15 protein-coding genes are annotated in these 17,077 nt (G+C 65.4%); 8 read left to right on the forward strand and 7 right to left on the reverse strand.

Going from position 1 to position 17,077, the window contains the following annotated elements:
* Nucleotides 1–22: 22 nt before the first annotated feature.
* Nucleotides 23–1,144, reverse strand: a complete 1,122-nt coding sequence (locus FXN65_RS07590) for a branched-chain amino acid ABC transporter substrate-binding protein (protein WP_151132474.1) — start codon at nucleotides 1,142–1,144, stop codon at nucleotides 23–25.
* Nucleotides 1,145–1,449: 305 nt separating this feature from the next.
* Between FXN65_RS07590 and FXN65_RS07595 the strand changes: the two genes are divergently transcribed.
* Both FXN65_RS07595 and FXN65_RS07600 read left to right on the forward strand, forming a co-directional pair.
* Nucleotides 1,450–1,767 (forward strand): DUF2288 domain-containing protein, encoded by a 318-nt coding sequence (locus tag FXN65_RS07595; RefSeq protein ID WP_151132475.1) that lies wholly within the window; start codon nucleotides 1,450–1,452, stop codon nucleotides 1,765–1,767.
* 147 nt (nucleotides 1,768–1,914) lie between these two features.
* On the forward strand, nucleotides 1,915–2,280 hold the full coding sequence (locus FXN65_RS07600; RefSeq protein ID WP_151132476.1) for a DUF5064 family protein: 366 nt from the start codon (nucleotides 1,915–1,917) through the stop codon (nucleotides 2,278–2,280).
* A gap of 147 nt (nucleotides 2,281–2,427) precedes the next feature.
* Here FXN65_RS07600 and phnE read toward each other — a convergent pair whose 3' ends face one another.
* From phnE to FXN65_RS07620, 4 genes are read right to left on the reverse strand one after another with little or no spacing between them, the layout of a single operon-like run.
* Nucleotides 2,428–3,192: a phosphonate ABC transporter, permease protein PhnE gene (phnE, locus tag FXN65_RS07605; RefSeq protein ID WP_151132477.1), complete on the reverse strand. Its 765-nt coding sequence runs from the start codon at nucleotides 3,190–3,192 to the stop codon at nucleotides 2,428–2,430.
* Nucleotides 3,189–4,016 (reverse strand): PhnE/PtxC family ABC transporter permease, encoded by an 828-nt coding sequence (locus tag FXN65_RS07610; RefSeq protein WP_151132478.1) that lies wholly within the window; start codon nucleotides 4,014–4,016, stop codon nucleotides 3,189–3,191. Before FXN65_RS07610 ends, phnE begins: the two co-directional genes overlap by 4 nt.
* Nucleotides 4,010–4,816, reverse strand: a complete 807-nt coding sequence (locus tag FXN65_RS07615; RefSeq protein WP_151132479.1) for a phosphonate ABC transporter ATP-binding protein — start codon at nucleotides 4,814–4,816, stop codon at nucleotides 4,010–4,012. Before FXN65_RS07615 ends, FXN65_RS07610 begins: the two co-directional genes overlap by 7 nt.
* Nucleotides 4,813–5,664, reverse strand: a complete 852-nt coding sequence (locus FXN65_RS07620; protein ID WP_151132480.1) for a putative selenate ABC transporter substrate-binding protein — start codon at nucleotides 5,662–5,664, stop codon at nucleotides 4,813–4,815. The genes FXN65_RS07615 and FXN65_RS07620 overlap by 4 nt, the downstream gene beginning before the upstream one ends.
* Before the next feature lie 125 nt (nucleotides 5,665–5,789).
* Between FXN65_RS07620 and FXN65_RS07625 the strand changes: the two genes are divergently transcribed.
* The 4 genes from FXN65_RS07625 to mnmH all read left to right on the forward strand — a co-directional run bounded on the left by FXN65_RS07625 (nucleotide 5,790) and on the right by mnmH (nucleotide 9,762).
* Nucleotides 5,790–6,677 (forward strand): NAD(P)-dependent oxidoreductase, encoded by an 888-nt coding sequence (locus FXN65_RS07625; protein ID WP_151132481.1) that lies wholly within the window; start codon nucleotides 5,790–5,792, stop codon nucleotides 6,675–6,677.
* The gene (locus FXN65_RS07630) at nucleotides 6,677–7,462 is read left to right on the forward strand and encodes a hydroxypyruvate isomerase family protein (protein WP_151132482.1); all 786 of its coding nucleotides are present in this window, start codon (nucleotides 6,677–6,679) and stop codon (nucleotides 7,460–7,462) included. Before FXN65_RS07625 ends, FXN65_RS07630 begins: the two co-directional genes overlap by 1 nt.
* A gap of 159 nt (nucleotides 7,463–7,621) precedes the next feature.
* The gene (selD, locus tag FXN65_RS07635) at nucleotides 7,622–8,656 is read left to right on the forward strand and encodes a selenide, water dikinase SelD (RefSeq protein WP_151132483.1); all 1,035 of its coding nucleotides are present in this window, start codon (nucleotides 7,622–7,624) and stop codon (nucleotides 8,654–8,656) included.
* Nucleotides 8,656–9,762: a tRNA 2-selenouridine(34) synthase MnmH gene (mnmH, locus tag FXN65_RS07640; RefSeq protein ID WP_151132484.1), complete on the forward strand. Its 1,107-nt coding sequence runs from the start codon at nucleotides 8,656–8,658 to the stop codon at nucleotides 9,760–9,762. Before selD ends, mnmH begins: the two co-directional genes overlap by 1 nt.
* A 27-nt stretch (nucleotides 9,763–9,789) precedes the next feature.
* On the opposite strand, the gene FXN65_RS07645 is transcribed toward mnmH, so the two are convergent.
* Entirely contained in the window at nucleotides 9,790–11,991 is a 2,202-nt protein-coding gene (locus tag FXN65_RS07645) for a putative bifunctional diguanylate cyclase/phosphodiesterase (RefSeq protein WP_151132485.1), read from the reverse strand.
* A 283-nt stretch (nucleotides 11,992–12,274) separates the two neighbouring features.
* Here FXN65_RS07645 and FXN65_RS07650 point away from each other — a divergent pair, with 283 nt between their 5' ends.
* Entirely contained in the window at nucleotides 12,275–13,603 is a 1,329-nt protein-coding gene (locus FXN65_RS07650) for a spinster family MFS transporter (RefSeq protein ID WP_151132486.1), read from the forward strand.
* Between the two features lie 155 nt (nucleotides 13,604–13,758).
* On the opposite strand, the gene rapA is transcribed toward FXN65_RS07650, so the two are convergent.
* Nucleotides 13,759–16,608, reverse strand: a complete 2,850-nt coding sequence (gene rapA, locus FXN65_RS07655) for an RNA polymerase-associated protein RapA (protein ID WP_151132487.1) — start codon at nucleotides 16,606–16,608, stop codon at nucleotides 13,759–13,761.
* 155 nt (nucleotides 16,609–16,763) lie between these two features.
* On the opposite strand from rapA, the gene FXN65_RS07660 reads away from it, so the two are divergent.
* A complete protein-coding gene (locus FXN65_RS07660) occupies nucleotides 16,764–17,060 on the forward strand; it encodes an aspartate-semialdehyde dehydrogenase (RefSeq protein WP_151132488.1) in 297 nt (98 codons plus the stop codon).
* The last annotated feature ends 17 nt before the right edge of the window (nucleotides 17,061–17,077 follow it).

Here is a 17,077-nt window from a genome sequence, read left to right on the forward strand (position 1 = left end):
GCTTTGCGTTCAGGCGGGAAGCTTATTTAGCTTCGGTCTTGGTGCCGTCCTTGTGCCACTCGTAAACCACGAAGCTGAAGTCCTTCAGATCGCCCTTCTCGTCGAAGGCCAGGGTACCGGTCGGGGTGTCGAACGAGTTGGCGCGCAGGGCAGCTGCGACCTTGGCGGTGTCGTCTTCGCCGGCTTTCTTGATGCCGTCGGCGATGACTTTCACGGCGGCGTAAGCCGGGAACACGAACGGACCGCTCGGGTCTTCGTTCTTGGCCTTGAAGGCGTCTACCAGGGCCTGGTTCTTCGGATCCTGGTCGAAGGACTTCGGCAGGGTTACCAGCAGGCCTTCGGAAGCCGGGCCAGCGATGGCGGACAGTTCCTTGTTGCCTACGCCTTCCGGACCCATGAAGCGGACTTTCAGGCCTTTTTCAGCCGACTGGCGCAGCAGCAGGCCCAGTTCCGGGTGGTAGCCGCCGTAGTAGACGAAGTCCACGCCGGTCTGCTTCAGCTTGGCAACGATGGTGGAGAAGTCCTTGTCGCCGGCGTTGATGCCTTCGAACAGCGGAACCTTGATGCCTTTGGCTTCCAGGGTCTGCTTCACGGCAGTGGCGATGCCTTCGCCGTACTGCTGCTTGTCGTGGATGACGGCAACAGCCTTCGGCTTGACGTGGTCAGCGATGAAGTTGCCGGCGGTCGGGCCCTGCAGGCTGTCGAGGCCGATGGTGCGGAATACCAGCTGGTAACCGCGGGAGGTGATGTCCGGGCTGGTGGAAGCCGCGGTGATCATCAGGACGCCTTCGTCTTCGTAGATGTCGGACGCAGGCTGGGTGGAGCTGGAGCAGAGGTGGCCAACCACGTAGTGAATACCGTCGTTGACGATCTTGTTGGCTACGGCGACGGCCTGTTTCGGATCGCACGCGTCGTCATACACCACGCCTTCGAGCTGAGCGCCGTTCACCCCGCCGGCCTTGTTGATCTGCTCGATCGCCATCTTGGCGCCAATGAATTGCATCTCACCGTACTGGGCAACCGCACCGGTCACCGGACCTGCCAGGGCGATCTTGATGGTGTCGGCTGCTACGGAGTAGCTGGCGACACCGGCCAGAGCCATGGCGGCGAACAGTTTGGAAATCTGCTTGGTAGCCTTGTTCATAGTGCTCCACTCTTGTGTTTTTCGTTGTTGTTGTCCTGTTTGCCGGAGCTACGGGACAGGGAATTGCACCCCGCCAACACCCCCCCGGCAACTGTACCGGAACAGTGTAGATTGCTGATTTACGGCTTGAAAAGTCAGGTTTTGATGGCGGAATGATCTTGTGTCGCTTAATCGAAACAAACGTATAGAAATACGGCGTGCCTTGAGAGTGGTTGGCGGCGTCAAGCTGGGCTTGTCTGAATGTTGACCGACGCTATCATTGCGCCCCCCAAATCCATTCGTTACCAACCAACACAAAACAAGCCATGAACGATAACGCTAGCACCCTCTATGCCAAGCTGCTCGGCGAAACCGCCGCCATCACCTGGGAAGAGCTTCAGCCCTTCTTCGCCCGTGGCGCGCTGCTCTGGGTGGAAGGCGCCGAGGACCTGGTAGGCGTGGCACTGGCCGTGGCCGAGGATGACAAGGCGCGGATTTCGGCCCTGCTGGCCGCCGGCAAGCTGAGCAAGGTCGAGGAAGATCGTGCCCAGGACCTGCTGGCGCGCGACCCGAAACTCTGGGCTGTAGTGGTAGCGCCCTGGGTACTGATCCAGGAGCGGGACGAGGCGCCTACCCGTCACTGACGGAGCGCCCGAATGGAGGCCAGGGAAGGCGTCCAGAAGTGTGCCGGCCGCCTGATCGCGCACTGATCAGGAGCAACCGGCGAATCCGGTGTGGCGAGCTAGACTCAATCCACCTTCTTCATTTATTGACCAACAGGGAGCGTCATCATGTTCGAACCAGGCCATGTACATCGGGCCAGCGTGCCCGGATTGCCGGGGCAGAAATTCTCCATCGACCTTTATTACGAAGCACGTCCGAATGCGAAGGAAGGCACCATGCTGCACTTCCGCATGGTGGGTGAGATCGACGGCAGGCAGTTCTCGGAAGAGTTCGAGATGCATCGCGATACGGCGTTCAACTTCGCCGCGGTGATTTCCAAGGTGGCAGTGAAAAACGGGCTGCACCCCAACACCACGCTGATCATGCGCAACCACAAGGAATACGACAAAATCTTCGAAGACATCCGCCGAATTCTCGGTGCCGAGCCGGGTGAGGCGGTGAACTTGGATCATCTGGAGAAGGACGGTCTCTGACCGATCACCTGCCCAGGCAATTCGGCTTGGGCTCTTCTTGTGGGGGCGAATTCATTCGCAAAGGGCAGCAACGCTGCCCCTGAGTATTTCGGAGGGCAGCCCTTCGGACTGCCAAGCGATTGAAATCGCCCCCACAGTTTCGTCCGCCTATGCACTGACCCAGCGCTGGCGCATCCAGCCGCTCAAGGCATCCACACCCAACACGAGTACCAGCATGGCGAGGATCACGCTGGCGGCCTGGGCTTCCTGGAACAGGGACAGGCTCATGTAGAGCATCTGCCCGAGGCCGCCGGCACCGACGAAGCCCAGTACGCTGGCCATGCGGATGTTGTTCTCCCAGCGATAGAGCATGTAGGCCACCAGTTGCGGCCAGACTGCCGGCAGGGTGCCGTAGCAGAAGGCGTTGATGCGTCCGCCGCCGTTCAGGCGGATGGCTTCGGCCGGTTCCGCCGGGGTGTTTTCCAGGGCTTCGGCAAACAGCCGGCCGAGCACGCCTGCGGTATGCAGGGCCAGGGCCAGCGTGCCGGCGTTCGGGCCGAGGCCCGCAGCCAGCACCATCAACGCCGCCCAGACCAGTTCCGGCACGGCGCGCAGGGCGTTGAGCAGCAGCCGCGCGCCACCCTGGGCAGCACTGCCGAAGCGGCCGGCGGCGGGTATGGCGAGCAGCATCCCCAGCAAGGCCGCCAGCAGGGTGCCCAGCGCCGACATGGCGAGGGTTTCCAGGGCGCCCCGGCCGATGGCCGCAAAGTGCGGGGCAGACAGGTCAGGCTTGAGGAAACGCACCGCGTAGCTGCCCATCTGTTGCAGGGCATCGCCACTGGCCAGGGCGCCGAGATCGATGCCCAGCCACGCGAAGGAGCCGATCGCCGCCGCCAGCAGGGCGAGAAGCACCAGGATATTGCCCGGCTTCACGCGAACCTCCCGCGCAGAAAGCGGCTGAGCTGGTCGGCCAGCAACACCAGGGCGAGGAAGGTCAGCAGCATGCTGGCCACTTCGCCACCGGCGAACATGCGCATGGACAGGTCCATCTGCTGGCCCAGGCCGCCGGCGCCGACGAAGCCCATCACCACCGAGGCGCGCACCGCGCACTCCCAGCGGTAGACCGTGTAGGAAATCATCTCCGCCGCGGCAACGGGCAGCACCCCGTAGGCGAAGGCCGCCAGGCGCGGGCTGCCGGCGGCGAGCAGGGCACGGGTGGGGCGCGGGTCGACGGATTCGAAGATTTCCGCATAGACCTTGCCGAGCATGCCGCTGTAGGTGATGGCGATGGCCAGAACCCCGGCAGTGGGGCCCAGGCCCACGGCGCGAACGAACAGCAGCGCCCAGACGATCTCCGGCACGCTGCGCAGGAAAATCAGCAGCCCGCGCACCGGCCAGCGCAGGGCCTGCGCCCACCAGGCCGGGCGACCGCCACGGGCCAGCGCGGACAGCGACAGTGCGCGGCTGGCCCAGAGCGAAGCGGGCAGGGCGATCAGCAGCGCAAGGCTCATGCCGGCGGTAGCGATGGCCAGGGTTTCCAGGGTGGCCCGGCCCAACAGCAGGAGGAATTCCTCGCCATGCTCCGGAGGCCAGAAGGCGGAGAGGAACTGCCCCATGGTGCGGGCGTTGCCTTCATCCAGCAGGACGGCGGGGTTCAGCTCGCTCAGTTCCAGGCCGGGCCAGAGCAGCGCCAGGGCCAGCAGGGTGAGCAGCAGCCGGGGCAGCGCCGCGGGGTCGCGAGGGGAAGACTTCAGCATCGCGGAATATGCAGTACGGGCGGCGCCACGGGCGGGGAGGACGGTAGATCGCCGCGCAATTGCTCGTTGGCGTAGAGGCTATCCAGATCGGCCTGAGTCACGGCCTCGCGGGGGCGATCGAAGGCGATACGGCCATCCCGTACGCCGACAATGCGCGGGAAGTGCGCCAGGGCCAGCTCCACCGCGTGCAGGCTGGCCAGCAGGGTAATACCACGGCGGCTGGCATCGGCGCAGAGCACGCCGAGGGTGTGGTCGGCCAGCACCGGATCCATTGCGGAAACCGGTTCGTCGGCGAGGATCAGGTCCGGCGTCTGGTAGAGCACGCGGGCGATGCCCACCCGCTGCAATTGGCCGCCGGAGAGCTGGTCGCAGCGCTCGAAGAGTTTCTCGGCCAGATCGAGCCGGGCCAGCGCGGCCTGGGCGCCGGCTCCGTCCAGCGGGTGCAGCAGGCTGAGCAAACCCCTGGCCAGGGACCACTGGCCGAGCTTGCCGGCCAGCACGGCAGTGACCACCCGCTGGCGTGGTGGAAGCGGTGGGGCCTGGTGGACCAGGCCGATGCGCGCGCGCAGTCGCTGGCGTTCCCGCACGGAGAGTGACCAGGGCGCAGCGCCGAGCAGCTGGAGCTGCCCGGCAGAGGGCTTGAGGCTGGTGGCCAGCAGGCGCAGCAGGCTGGTCTTGCCGGCACCGGAGGGGCCGATGATGGCGACGCGCTCGCCGTTGCCGACGTTCAGGTCGATGCCCTTGAGCGCCGGCTGGCCGTTGGCGTGGACCAGGTCCACGCCATGTAGCGACAGGCTCACTTCAAGAGGCCGGCCGAGCGTGCGGCTTCCTCGATGCCCTGGTAGTTCTCGGGCTTGGTCGGAATGAAGCGGCTGGCGGCCTGCAGGTCGAGGATCGCCTTGTGCTCCGGGTTGGCCGGGTCGAGGGAGAGGAAGGCCTGCTTGATCTTCTCGGCCAGGGCCGGGTCGAGGGTGCCACGCACGGTCCAGTTGTAGTCGTAGTAGGTCGGGGTGGTGGCGAAAACCTTCACCTTGCCGGTGTCGACCTTGCCGGCGTCCACCAGCTTCTGCCAGACGCTGGCGTTGAGCACGCCGCCGTCCACCTTGCCGGCCTGGACCCAGGCCACGGTGGCGTCGTGGGCGCCGGAGTAGGCGACGCGGGAGAAGAACTGCTCGGGCACGATGCCGTCCTTCTGCATGAAGTAGCGTGGCATCAGGCTGCCGGAGGTGGAGGACACCGAACCGAAGGCGAAGGTCTTGCCCTTGAGGTCCTGCAGGGACTTCACCGCCGGGTCGGCGCTGATGAACTTGCTGGTGAACTTCTCGTCCTGCTCACGCTGCACCAGCGGGATGGCGTTGCCGGTCTTCAGGCGAGTCTGGACGAAGGTGAAGCCGCCGAGCCAGGCCATGTCCAGGCGGTCGGCCGCCAGGGATTCGACCACCGCGGCGTAGTCGGCCACGGGTACGAACTCGACCTTCATGCCCAGTTGCTGCTCGAGGTAGGCGCCGAGCGGCTTGAACTTGCGCAGCAGTTCGGTGGGGGCTTCATCGGGAATGGCCGAAACCTTGAGGACCTCGGCGGCCTGGGACACGACAGCGGAAACGGACAGGGCGATACCTGCCACGAGGGCGAGAGAGCGTTTGAACATGGGATTCTCCGGTTCAATAGCGGAAAAGGCTGGCGGATTATAGTGGCCGCTTGAGCGCATGGAAGCTCCAAGTTGCAGAGCAGGCGTTTAAGATGTGCGTTTAGCCAATCGCCTGGAGTCTTGGCATGACCGATTCCCTGCCTTCCCTCGCCTTCGCCGGCATCGGCCTGATGGGCCTGCCGATGACCCGTCGCCTGCTGGCTGCGGGCTTTCCGCTGACCGTTTGGAACCGCTCTCCGGAGAAATGCGCGCCGCTGCTGGAGCAGGGTGCCCGCTACGTGAAGACCCCGGCCGAACTCTGTGCCGAGGCGGATATCGTCATGCTCTGCCTGGCAGATACCCGGGTGGTGCGCAAGGTGGTGTTCGGCGAGGGCGGCATAGTCGAAGGCGCGAAACCGGGCCAGTTGCTGGTGGATTTCTCCAGCCTGGAACCGGCCGCCACCCGCGAAATGGCGGCCGAACTGGAAGCCCGCTCGGGCATGCGCTGGATGGATGCCCCGGTATCCGGCGGCACACCCGGCGCCGAGGCCGGCACCCTGGCGATCATGGCCGGCGGTCATGAGGACGACTTGGAGCGGGTAAGGCCGATCCTCGCCCACCTGGGCCAGCGCCTGACCCGCATGGGCGGGGTGGGGGCCGGCCAGGTGACCAAGGTGTGCAACCAGATGATCGTGGCCTGCAATGCCCTGGTGATCGCCGAGGTGGTGGCCCTGGCGGAAAAGGCCGGGGTGGACGCCAGCCTGATCGCCCAGGCCCTGGCCGGTGGCTTCGCCGACTCCAAGCCCCTGCAGATCCTCGGGCCGCAGATGGCCGAGAGCCGCTTCGAGCCCATCAAGTGGCACGTTCGCACCCTGTTGAAGGACCTGGACACCGCCGTGCGCCTGTCCCGCGAGCATGACTCGGCCACGCCGCTCAGCGGCCTGGCGGCGCAACTGATGCGCCTGCACGGCAGTCAGGGCAATCTGGAGCGTGATCCGGCTACGCTGGTGGAAATGTTCCGGGAGAATCACTGATGAAGATCGCCGCCAACCTGTCACTGCTGTTCACTGACCGCCCGTTGATCGAGCGTGTCATCGCCGCCCGCGTCGCCGGTTTCGACGGCGTCGAGGTGCAGTTTCCCTACGAGTTGCCGGCGATCCGCATGAAGGAAGTGCTGGAGGCGGCCGGCCTGCCGCTGATCCTGTTCAACCTGCCGGCCGGCGACCTGATGGAAGGCGGCCCGGGACTGGCCGCAGTGCCGGAGCGCCAGGAGCAGTTCGACGACGCCCTGGAGCAGGCACTTGCCTACGCCGCCATGACCCGGCCGCGATTCGTCAACGTGCTGGCCGGGCGCCAGGCCGAGGGCGTCAGCCGTGACCGCGCGCTGGCCTGCCTCGCGGCCAACCTGCGCAAGACGGCCGAAGCCTTCGCCGTGCTGCACATCGGCGTGGTGTGCGAGGCGATCAACCCGCTGGATATGCCGGGTTTCCTGATCAACACCCCGGAGCAACTGGACGTGTTGCTGCGTGATGTCGATCACCCCAACCTGCACGCGCAGTACGACCTCTATCATATGGCCCGCCAGGGCGTGGACGCGGCTGCGGGCATCCGCCTGTTGGCCGGCCGTATCGGCCATGTACAGTTCGCCGACTGCCCCGGCCGCGGCGAACCGGGCACCGGCAATACCGACTTCGGCCCGGCCCTGCGAGCGCTGCAGGAAGACGACTACCCCGGCTGGCTGGGCGCCGAATACAAGCCCACCGGTGTTACCGCCGAGACCCTCGGCTGGTTGCCGGAGTGGAAGGCCAGGCTGGCCTGAACCAACGAATACCATTACGGCAAGGCGCTTCTATGGGAGCGAATTCATTCGCGATGCGGGCCGATGGTCGCGAGGAGTTCCTCCGGGGCTGCTGCGCAACCCTTCGCGACTGAAGTCGCTCCCACGATTGACCTGACCGAACCGATCAGAGAGAGAACGATGACCGACCCCATCCGCCTGACCCAGTACAGCCATGGCGCTGGCTGCGGCTGCAAGATTTCCCCCAAGGTGCTGGAAGTGATCCTTGCCGGCAGCGGCGCCCAGAACCTCGACCCGAAGCTCTGGGTAGGCAACGCCTCCAAGGATGATGCGGCGGTCTATGCGCTGGACGATGAGCGTGGCGTGGTGTCCACCACCGACTTCTTCATGCCGATCGTCGACGATCCCTATGATTTCGGCCGCATCGCGGCCACCAACGCCATCAGCGACATCTACGCCATGGGCGGCGACCCGCTGATGGCCATTGCCATCCTCGGCTGGCCGGTGAACCTGTTGCCGCCGGAAGTGGCCCGCGAAGTGGTACGCGGCGGTCGCTCGGTATGCGATGAGGCGGGCATTCCGCTGGCTGGCGGACACTCCATCGACGCGCCGGAACCGATCTTCGGCCTGGCCGTCACCGGCGTGGTGGACAAGCGCAACATGAAGCGCAACGACACCGCCATCGCTGGCTGCAAGCTGTACCTGACCAAACCCCTGGGGATCGGCATCCTCACCACCGCGGAGAAGAAGGGCAAGCTGCGCGAGGCGGACGTGGGCCTGGCCCGCGACTGGATGTGCACCCTCAACAAGCCCGGCAGCCGCTTCGGCAAGCTGGCAGGGGTCAGGGCCATGACCGACGTCACCGGCTTCGGCCTGCTCGGCCACCTGGTGGAAATGGCCGACGGCAGTGGACTGACGGCCCGCATCGACTACGCCAAGGTGCCCAGCCTGCCCGGTGTCGAGTATTACCTGGAACAGGGCTGCGTGCCCGGCGGCACCCTGCGCAATTTCGACAGCTACGGCCATCGGCTGGCGCCACTGGCCGAGGTGCAGAAGCTGCTGCTCTGCGATCCGCAAACCAGCGGCGGCCTGCTGGTGGCGGTGACGCCGGAAGGGGAAGCGGAGTTCCTCGCCGTGGCGGAGGAACTTGGCCTGCAACTGGCGCCGATCGGCCAGCTGCACGAGCGACAGAGTCTCGCGGTAGAGGTGTTCTGATGCGTCCCGATACCTCGAACTACCGCGAAATCTTCCTCAACGACGTACCGATGATGGATGCCCGCGCGCCTGTGGAATTCATCAAAGGCGCCTTCCCGCACACGGTCAACCTGCCGCTGATGAACGATATCGAGCGGCAGAAGGTGGGCACCTGCTACAAGCAGCATGGCCAGGAAGCCGCCATCGCCCTGGGTCACCAGCTGGTCAGCGGCGCAACCAAGGCCGAGCGTATAGAGGCCTGGGCCGCCTTCGCCCGCGCCAATCCCCAGGGCTATCTCTACTGCTTCCGTGGCGGCCTGCGTTCGCAGCTGGTCCAGCAATGGTTGAAGACCGAGGCCGGCATCGAGTACCCGCGCGTGAAGGGCGGCTACAAGGCGATGCGCACCTTCCTCCTGGAAACCACCCAGCAGGCGGTGGAGCAGTGCGACTTCGTGCTGGTGGGCGGCCTGACCGGCACCGGCAAGACCGACGTGATCACCCAGCTGGCCAACAGCCTGGACCTGGAAGGCCATGCCAACCATCGCGGTTCCAGCTTCGGCAAGCGCGCCACACCGCAGCCGGCGCAGATCGATTTCGAGAACAGCCTCGCCATCGACATCCTGAAGAAGCGTGCCGCCGGCCATGAACAGTTCGTGCTGGAAGACGAGGGGCGTATCGTCGGCAGCTGCTCCGTGCCACTGGAGCTCTACCAGGGCATGCAGGACTACCCGCTGGTGTGGCTCGACGACAGCTTCGAAGACCGCGTCGAGCGGATCCTGCGCGACTACGTGGTGGACCTGTGTGCCGAGTTCATCGACACCCACGGTGCCGAGCACGGCTTTGCCCGTTTCGCCGCGCGCCTGCGCCAGAGCCTGGCGAACATCGTCAAGCGCCTGGGCGGCGAGCGTCACCAGCGCATGTCGGCCCTGATGGATCAGGCCCTGGCCGAGCAGGAGGCGACCGGCAGGGTGGACCTGCATCGCGCCTGGATCGAAGGACTGCTGCGGGAGTACTACGACCCCATGTACGCCTTCCAGCGCGAGAGCAAGGCGTCGCGCATCGAGTTCGCCGGGGAGCAGGCGGCGGTGCTGGAATACCTGCGTCAGCGTGAGCTGGCGCGGGCCTGAACGGGCTGACCGAGCGAGGCCGGGACTCTAGGCGGGATTCGAGTCTATCGGCCTCAGCGGCCTCACATTGCTGCTGCCCAGCCCGTGGGAGTGGCGCAGGAAATCCTCGATGACCACCAGCGGCTGGGGACGGCTGAGCAGGTAGCCCTGGATGTAGTCGCAACCGTGGCTGCGCAGGAAGTCCAACTGCTCGCGGGTCTCCACGCCTTCGGCCACCACCTGCAGGTGCAGGGTGTGGGCCATGCCGATGATGGCCTGGATGATCTCCATGTCGGCGTGGCTGCCGGGAATGTCCATGACGAATGACCGGTCGATCTTCAGGGTGTCCAGGGGCAGGCGCTTGAGGTAGGCCAGGGAGGAATAACCGGTACCGAAGTCGTCGATGGAGATGCTCACACCCAGGCCGCGGATGCCTTCCAGCAGGTGCAGGGCCTGGTTGACGTTGCTCATCAGGGCGTTCTCGGTGACTTCCAGCTCCAGTCGTTGCGCGCGGATGCCGTTTTCCGTCAGGGCGCGTTGCACTTCCTCCACCAGGTCGTCACGGCTGAGGTTCAGCGCCGAGCAGTTCACCGCCACGCGCAGGTCGTGGAAGCCCAGGGCGGCGAGGCTCGCCAGATCGCGGCAGGCCTGGCGCAGCACCCAGCCGTCCAGGTCGGCGATGAATCCGTTGGCCTCGGCGACGCCGATGAAACGATCCGGCGACAGCAGCCCCAGTTGCGGGTGCTGCCAGCGCACCAGGGCTTCCAGTTTGGTCACCTGGCCGCTGTGCAGGTCGAGGATGGGTTGGTAGTTGAGGAACAGCCCTTCGTCCCTGGAAAGCGCCAGGTGAAGTTCTTCTTCCAGTTGCAGTTCGAAGGTGGCCTTGTTCTTCAGGTGGCGACTGAAGAAATGCAGGTTGTTGCGTCCGCTGCTCTTGGCCTGGTAGAGCGCCAGGTCGGCATGCTTGAGCAGCTCCTCGCAGGTTTCGCCATCGTCGGGGTAGAGGCTGATGCCGATGCTGGTGGTCATGGTGACGTTGCGCCCAGCCAGCGTGATGGGCTCTTTCATGCGCTGCATGATGCGCTGGGACAGGGACTTGGCTTCGGTCAGGTTGCCCAGGCTGGCGAGCACGCAGAATTCGTCGCCTCCCAGGCGCGCAATCACGTCGTCGCGGCGCAGTACGCTGCGTACCCGCTCAGCCACCACCTTGAGCAATTCGTCACCGGCATCGTGGCCCAGGCTGTCGTTGATGCGCTTGAAGTGGTCCACGTCCAGGAACATCACCGCCAGCGACTGCTTGAACTGGGCGTGGACGTTCAGCTTTTCTGCGAAGAACTCATTGAAGGCACGGCGATTGGGCAGGTTGGTCAGGGCGTCGTAGTGGGCGACGTTCTGCAGCTTCACCTTCACCTGTTCCAGCTCCCGCAGCAGGTTGCTGACGTGCTGCAGGTCAAGCTCCTTGCGTTGCAGCTTCTTGTCGGCCCAGGCCACGCCCAGGGCGAACAGCAGCACCATGCCGACGATCACCGCCAGGCTGGAGCCCAGTTGCACGGCATTGTCGGCGCGCTCGAGCTGCAGTTCGGTGCCGGGCGGCACCACCAGTTGCAGGGCCAGCATGCCGGTGAAATGCATGCTGCAGATGGCGGCGCCCATGGCCAGGCTGGCGGGAATCTTCAGCAGCTGATGACCTTCGCCGTGCTCGCGGAAAAAGGTGGAAAGGAGCATGGCGGCCAGGCTGGCGGCGATGGCGACGACCACCGAGACCGCGACCATGCCAGGGTGGTAGTACTGGGTGGCCGCGGAGCGGATGGCGGCCATGCCGCAGTAGTGCATCAGGACGATACCGAGGCCGACGGCGAGGGCCGCGGCCACGTAGTGCCGGGGGGCGAGTCGGGATCTCCCGAGGGTGTACATGCCCACCAGCGAGGCGGCAACCACGATCACCAGGGAAAGGGTGGTGGTGGGGATGTCGTAGTCGATGCCGATCGGCGCCTCGAAGGCCAGCATGGCGATGAAGTGCATCGCCCAGATTCCTCCGCCCAGGCAACAGGCGCCGAGCCAGCTCCAGCGTCGCCGGGTCTCCGGCAGTTGCGCATGGGCCACTCTCTCGGCCATGTCGAAGGCGCAGTAGCCGGCTACCGAAGCCACCAGGAAGGCCAGCAGCACCAGCCAGCTGTTATGGCTGCAAGCCAGCAGAATCTGGCCGTCCGCGGGAAGTTCAGTACCGAATCGCAGCCCCAGCCAGTCCATAGGGAAATTCTCCTGCAGGCGGTTCGAGTTCGCGGAAGAGAGTTGCTGGCACAGTGCCGTCAGTCTATTCAGCGTAGGGGGTCTTCCTTGTACGAAAGTACCCGGGCGCTGAACGGTCATCGACAGGGGATGGCCGGCAGGGGAGGGTTCCCGTCACCGCAGCATCGGGTTACATAAATCACACGAATTTTCGCAGACAGTTGTCAGCAGGAGGCTCTAGATTGCTGCATCGACCCCGGCTTGCGGTTACCCGGGCGCCTGACAACAACAACGAGACCGACACATGCAGCAATCTCCTCAAGCGGCCAATGCCTGGCGCGTGCTCTTCCTGCTTTTCCTGGCGAACCTGTTCAACTTCTTCGATCGGACCATTCCGGCCATCATCATCGAGCCGGTTCGTCACGAGTGGAGCCTCTCCGACTTCCAGCTGGGCCTGATCGGCACCGCCTTCACCCTGGTCTATGCCATCGCCGGCGTACCGTTGGGACGCATGGCCGATACCGGCGCGCGCAGGAAGATCATGGGTTGGGGCCTGGCAGTCTGGAGCGGGCTGACGGCGGTGAACGGCCTGGCCTGGAACTTCTGGAGCTTCCTCCTGGTGCGCATGGGCGTGGGCATTGGCGAGGCCAGCTACGCGCCGGCGGCCAACTCGCTGATCGGTGACCTCTTTCCCGCCCACAAGCGCGCCCGCGCCATGGGTATTTTCATGCTCGGCCTGCCGCTGGGGCTGGTACTGGCCTTCTTCACCATCGGCGCCATGGTCAAGGCATTCGACAGCTGGCGCGCGCCGTTCTTCATTGCCGCCGTACCGGGGCTGATCCTGGCCATCTTCATGTTCTTCATCAAGGAACCGGCTCGCGGTGCTGCCGAGGTGGTGAAGGTTTCCAGCGCAACCCCGGTGGACAAGCCGCTGCGCCGGGTGCTGGCGATCCGCACCTTCTGGTGGCTGACCGTCGCCGGCCTGACCTACAACTTCGCCACCTACGCCACCAACTCCTTCATGGTGCCGATGCTGCAGCGCTATTTCCTGATGCCCCTGGAGCAGGCGGCCATCTCCACCGGGATCATCACCGGTCTCACCGGCCTCGTGGGGCTGACCCTGGGGGGCTGGGTGGCGGACAAGGTGCACCAGAAGTCCGAGCGTGGCCGCTTGCTGCTGGCCGCCTTCAGCATGGCGGTTGCGGCTGTCTGCACCGCTTACGCGCTGATGGCGGGACGCATCGAGGTCGGCCTGTTCGTCGGTGTGTTCAGCCTGGGCTGGCTGTTCGCCTACAACTTCTACACCTGCGTCTACACCGCCATCCAGGACGTGGTGGAGCCGCGCCTTCGCGCCACTGCAATGGCGCTGTACTTCGCCGGCCTCTATCTGCTCGGCGGCGGTCTCGGCCCGGTCGTGGTGGGCTTGCTGTCGGACCACTATTCCCAGGTGGCGATGCTGGCGGCCGGTGCCGGCGAAATGAACGAAACCTTCAAGGCTGTAGGCCTGCACAACGCCATGTACTTGGTGCCGGCGGCGCTCACCTTGACCATGCTGGCGCTGTTCCAGGCCGCTCGTTGCTTCGTGCGCGATGCGGCGAACATGCGCCAGGGCCTGGCGGCGGCAATGGCCTGACGGTAAACCGCAATGAAAGAAGGCCCGCATGTGCGGGCCTTCTTTCTGGGTGATGGGTATCGCTTTGCTCGAGGAATGCCGCCCGACCCATCCTGCGGTCCTGGTTTGTAGGATGGGTTGAGCTTGCGAAACCCATCAATCGAGGCCGATGCTGATCAGCCCGCCACCAGCACTCGGATCGACTCCAGGCGCAGGGCCGCCTTGTCCAGCAGCTGCAGGCCTTCGTCACGCTGATGACGAATGGCTTCCAACTCGCTGTCGCGCACGGTCGGGTTCACCGCCTGGAGGGCGGTGAGGCGGGCCAGTTCTTCGTCCAGCTCGGCCTTCAGTCGACGTTGGGCTTCGGCCACACGTTCGGCGTGGCGCGGGGCGATCTTGGCTTCGCCTGCGTTGATCTGCGCCGCAAGCACATCGCGCTGGGCCTGGACGAACTTGTTGGCGCTGCCGCGCGGCACGCTTTCCAGTTGGTCATTGAGGGTGTCGAAGGCCACCTTCGCCGCCAGGTCGTTGCCGTTGGCGTCCAGCAGGCAGCGTAGGGCCTTGGGCGGCAGGAAGCGGCTGAGCTGCAGGGAGCGCGGGGCTACCGCTTCGCTGACGTAGAGCAGTTCCAGCAACACGGTGCCGGGCTTGAGTGCCTTGTTCTTGATCAGCGCCACGGAGGTGTTGCCCATGGAGCCGGAGAGCACCAGATCCATGCCACCCTGCACCATGGGGTGTTCCCAGGTGAGGAATTGCATGTCCTCGCGGGACAGGGCCTGGTTGCGGTCGTAGGTGACGGTCACGCCTTCGTCGTCGCCCAGGGGGAAGCCGGCGTCGAGCATCTTCTCGCCGGGTTTGAGTACCAGGGCGTTCTCGGAGTGGTCTTCGCTGTCGATGCCGAAGGCTTCGAACAGGGACTCCATATAGATAGGCAGGGCGAACTGGTCGTCCACTTCGAGGATGTCTTCCACCAGGCGCTCGCCCTCGCCAGCGCCACCGGAGTTGAGTTCCAGCAGGCGGTCACGGCCATTGTGCATTTCGCCTTCCAGGCGCTTGCGCTCGGCTTCGGCTTCACTCACCAGGGCCTCCCAGGCCTTGTCGTCGCCACCTTCGAGCATGGGCAGCAGGCGCGGGCCGAACTGATGCTGGATGGCGTTGCCGGTGGGGCAGGTGGCGAGGAAGGCGTTCAGCGCCTGGTGGTACCACTGGAACAGACGCTCTTGCGGGCTGTTGTCGAGGTAAGGCACGTGCAGCTGGATGGTGTGCTTCTGGCCGATACGGTCGAGGCGGCCGATGCGCTGTTCCAGCAGGTCCGGGTGGGCCGGCAGGTCGAACAGCACCAGGTGGTGGGCGAACTGGAAGTTGCGGCCCTCGGAGCCGATTTCCGAGCAGATCAGCACCTGGGCGCCGAATTCCTCGTCCGCGAAGTAGGCGGCTGCGCGGTCGCGCTCGAGGATGCTCATGCCTTCGTGGAACACGGTGGCGGGAATGCCGGAGCGCACGCGCAGGGCGTCTTCCAGGTCCAGGGCGGTTTCCGCGTGGGCGCAGATCACCAGCACCTTGAACTTCTTCAGCATCTTCAGGGTGTCGATCAGCCACTCGACACGCGGGTCGAAGCGCCACCAGCGCTCGGATTCGTCGCCGCTGTCGTGTTGCGCCTGGAAGCTGACTTCCGGGTAGAGGTCGGGATGCTCGCCGATCGGCAGCTCCATGTACTCCACCGGGTTGGGCAGCGCGTAGGGGTGCAGCTGGCGCTCGGGGAAGCCCTGCACGGCGGCACGGGTGTTGCGGAACAGCACGCGGCCGGTGCCGTGGCGGTCCAGCAGCTCGCGTACCAGGCGCGGCGAGGCTTCTGCGTCACCCTCGGCGAGGGCCTTGAGCAGGCTTTCACCTTCTTCACCGAGGAAGCCCTTGATGGTGGCTTCGGCCTTGGCGCTCAGACGGCCCTGGTCCAGCAGTTCCTGGACGGCTTCGGCCACGGGGCGGTAGTTGGCGCTTTCGGCGCGGAAGGCGTCCAGGTCATGGAAGCGGTTGGGGTCCAGCAGGCGCAGGCGCGCGAAGTGGCTTTCCTGGCCCAGCTGTTCCGGGGTGGCGGTGAGCAGCAGCACACCGGGGATGACTTCAGCCAGTTGCTCGACCAGGCGGTACTCGGGGCTGGCCTGTTCCGGGTGCCAGACCAGGTGGTGGGCTTCGTCGACCACCAGCAGGTCCCATCCGGCGGCGAAGGCGGCATCCTGGGCGCGTTCGCTCTCCTTCAGCCACTCCAGCGAGACCAGGGCGAGCTGGGTGTCCTCGAAGGGGTTGCTGGCATCGCTTTCGGCGAAGCGCTCGGCATCGTACAGGGCAACCTGCAGGTTGAAGCGGCGGCGCATTTCCACCAGCCACTGGTGCTGGAGGTTTTCCGGAACCAGGATCAGCACCCGGCTGGCGCGGCCGGAGATGAGCTGGCGGTGGATGACCAGGCCGGCCTCGATGGTCTTGCCCAGGCCCACTTCGTCGGCCAGCAGAACGCGTGGCGCAACGCGGTCGGCCACTTCACGGGCGATGTGCAGCTGGTGCGCGATGGGCTGCGCGCGGGCGCCGGAGAGCCCCCAGAGGGACGACTGCAGCAGGCGCGAGCGGTGCTCAAGGGTGTGGTAGCGCAGGGCGAACCACTTGTGCGGGTCGATCTGGCCGGCGAAGAGGCGATCGTTGGCCAGGCGGAACTGGATGAAGTTGTTCAGCTGGGTTTCCGGGAGGATGCGGCGCTCGTTCTGGGCAGTGATGCCGTGATAGATGAGCAGGCCATCGACATCCTCGACTTCCTGGACGTTGAGTTTCCAGCCATCGAAGTGGGTGATCTCGTCGCCGGGGGCGAAGCGCACGCGGGTCAGGGGAGCATTGCGCAGCGCGTACTGGCGGGTGTCGCCAGTGGCCGGGTAGAGCACGGTGAGCAGGCGGCCATCCGACGTCAGGATGGTCCCGAGCCCCAGCTCCGCTTCGCTGTCACTGATCCAGCGTTGCCCCGGTTGATACTGCTGCGCCATGCCTGTCTCCCTGAGATGAAAAAAGCCGCGTATGTTAACGGAACCAAGGGCGCAGGGCGACGCCGGATACGGGCCGTATGTCCGCAAAAGTGTAGCGAGCGCCGGTAAAGAAGCGCCGACGACGGCCGACAGACTGACCAAAGGAGGGCGTCATCATGCTGCCACCCATTCCGCAGAGCCTGGTCCCGGTCACGGCCCAACAGGACGTGGTCAAGCCGCGCCCGGACATTCCGCCAGTCACGCCGATGCAGGAGAGCGCGCAGGAGAGCGCCGTGGGCCTGGACAAGCGCCATCCCCAGGAGGCTGAGGAACTGTTGCGAGAAGAGCAGCGCCGCCGCCAGCGACGTGGCTATACACCGCAGGAACTCGCGACGGGAGAGGTGGCTGAGGAAGACCAGTCGGTGCTGGAGGAACTGCCGCGCCAGGGCCTGTGGGTGGATGTGGAAGTCTGACGCGCGCAGAATGAGTC

Origin of the sequence: Pseudomonas lalkuanensis (genome assembly GCF_008807375.1) — a bacterium.
GTDB lineage: Bacteria > Pseudomonadota > Gammaproteobacteria > Pseudomonadales > Pseudomonadaceae > Metapseudomonas > Metapseudomonas lalkuanensis.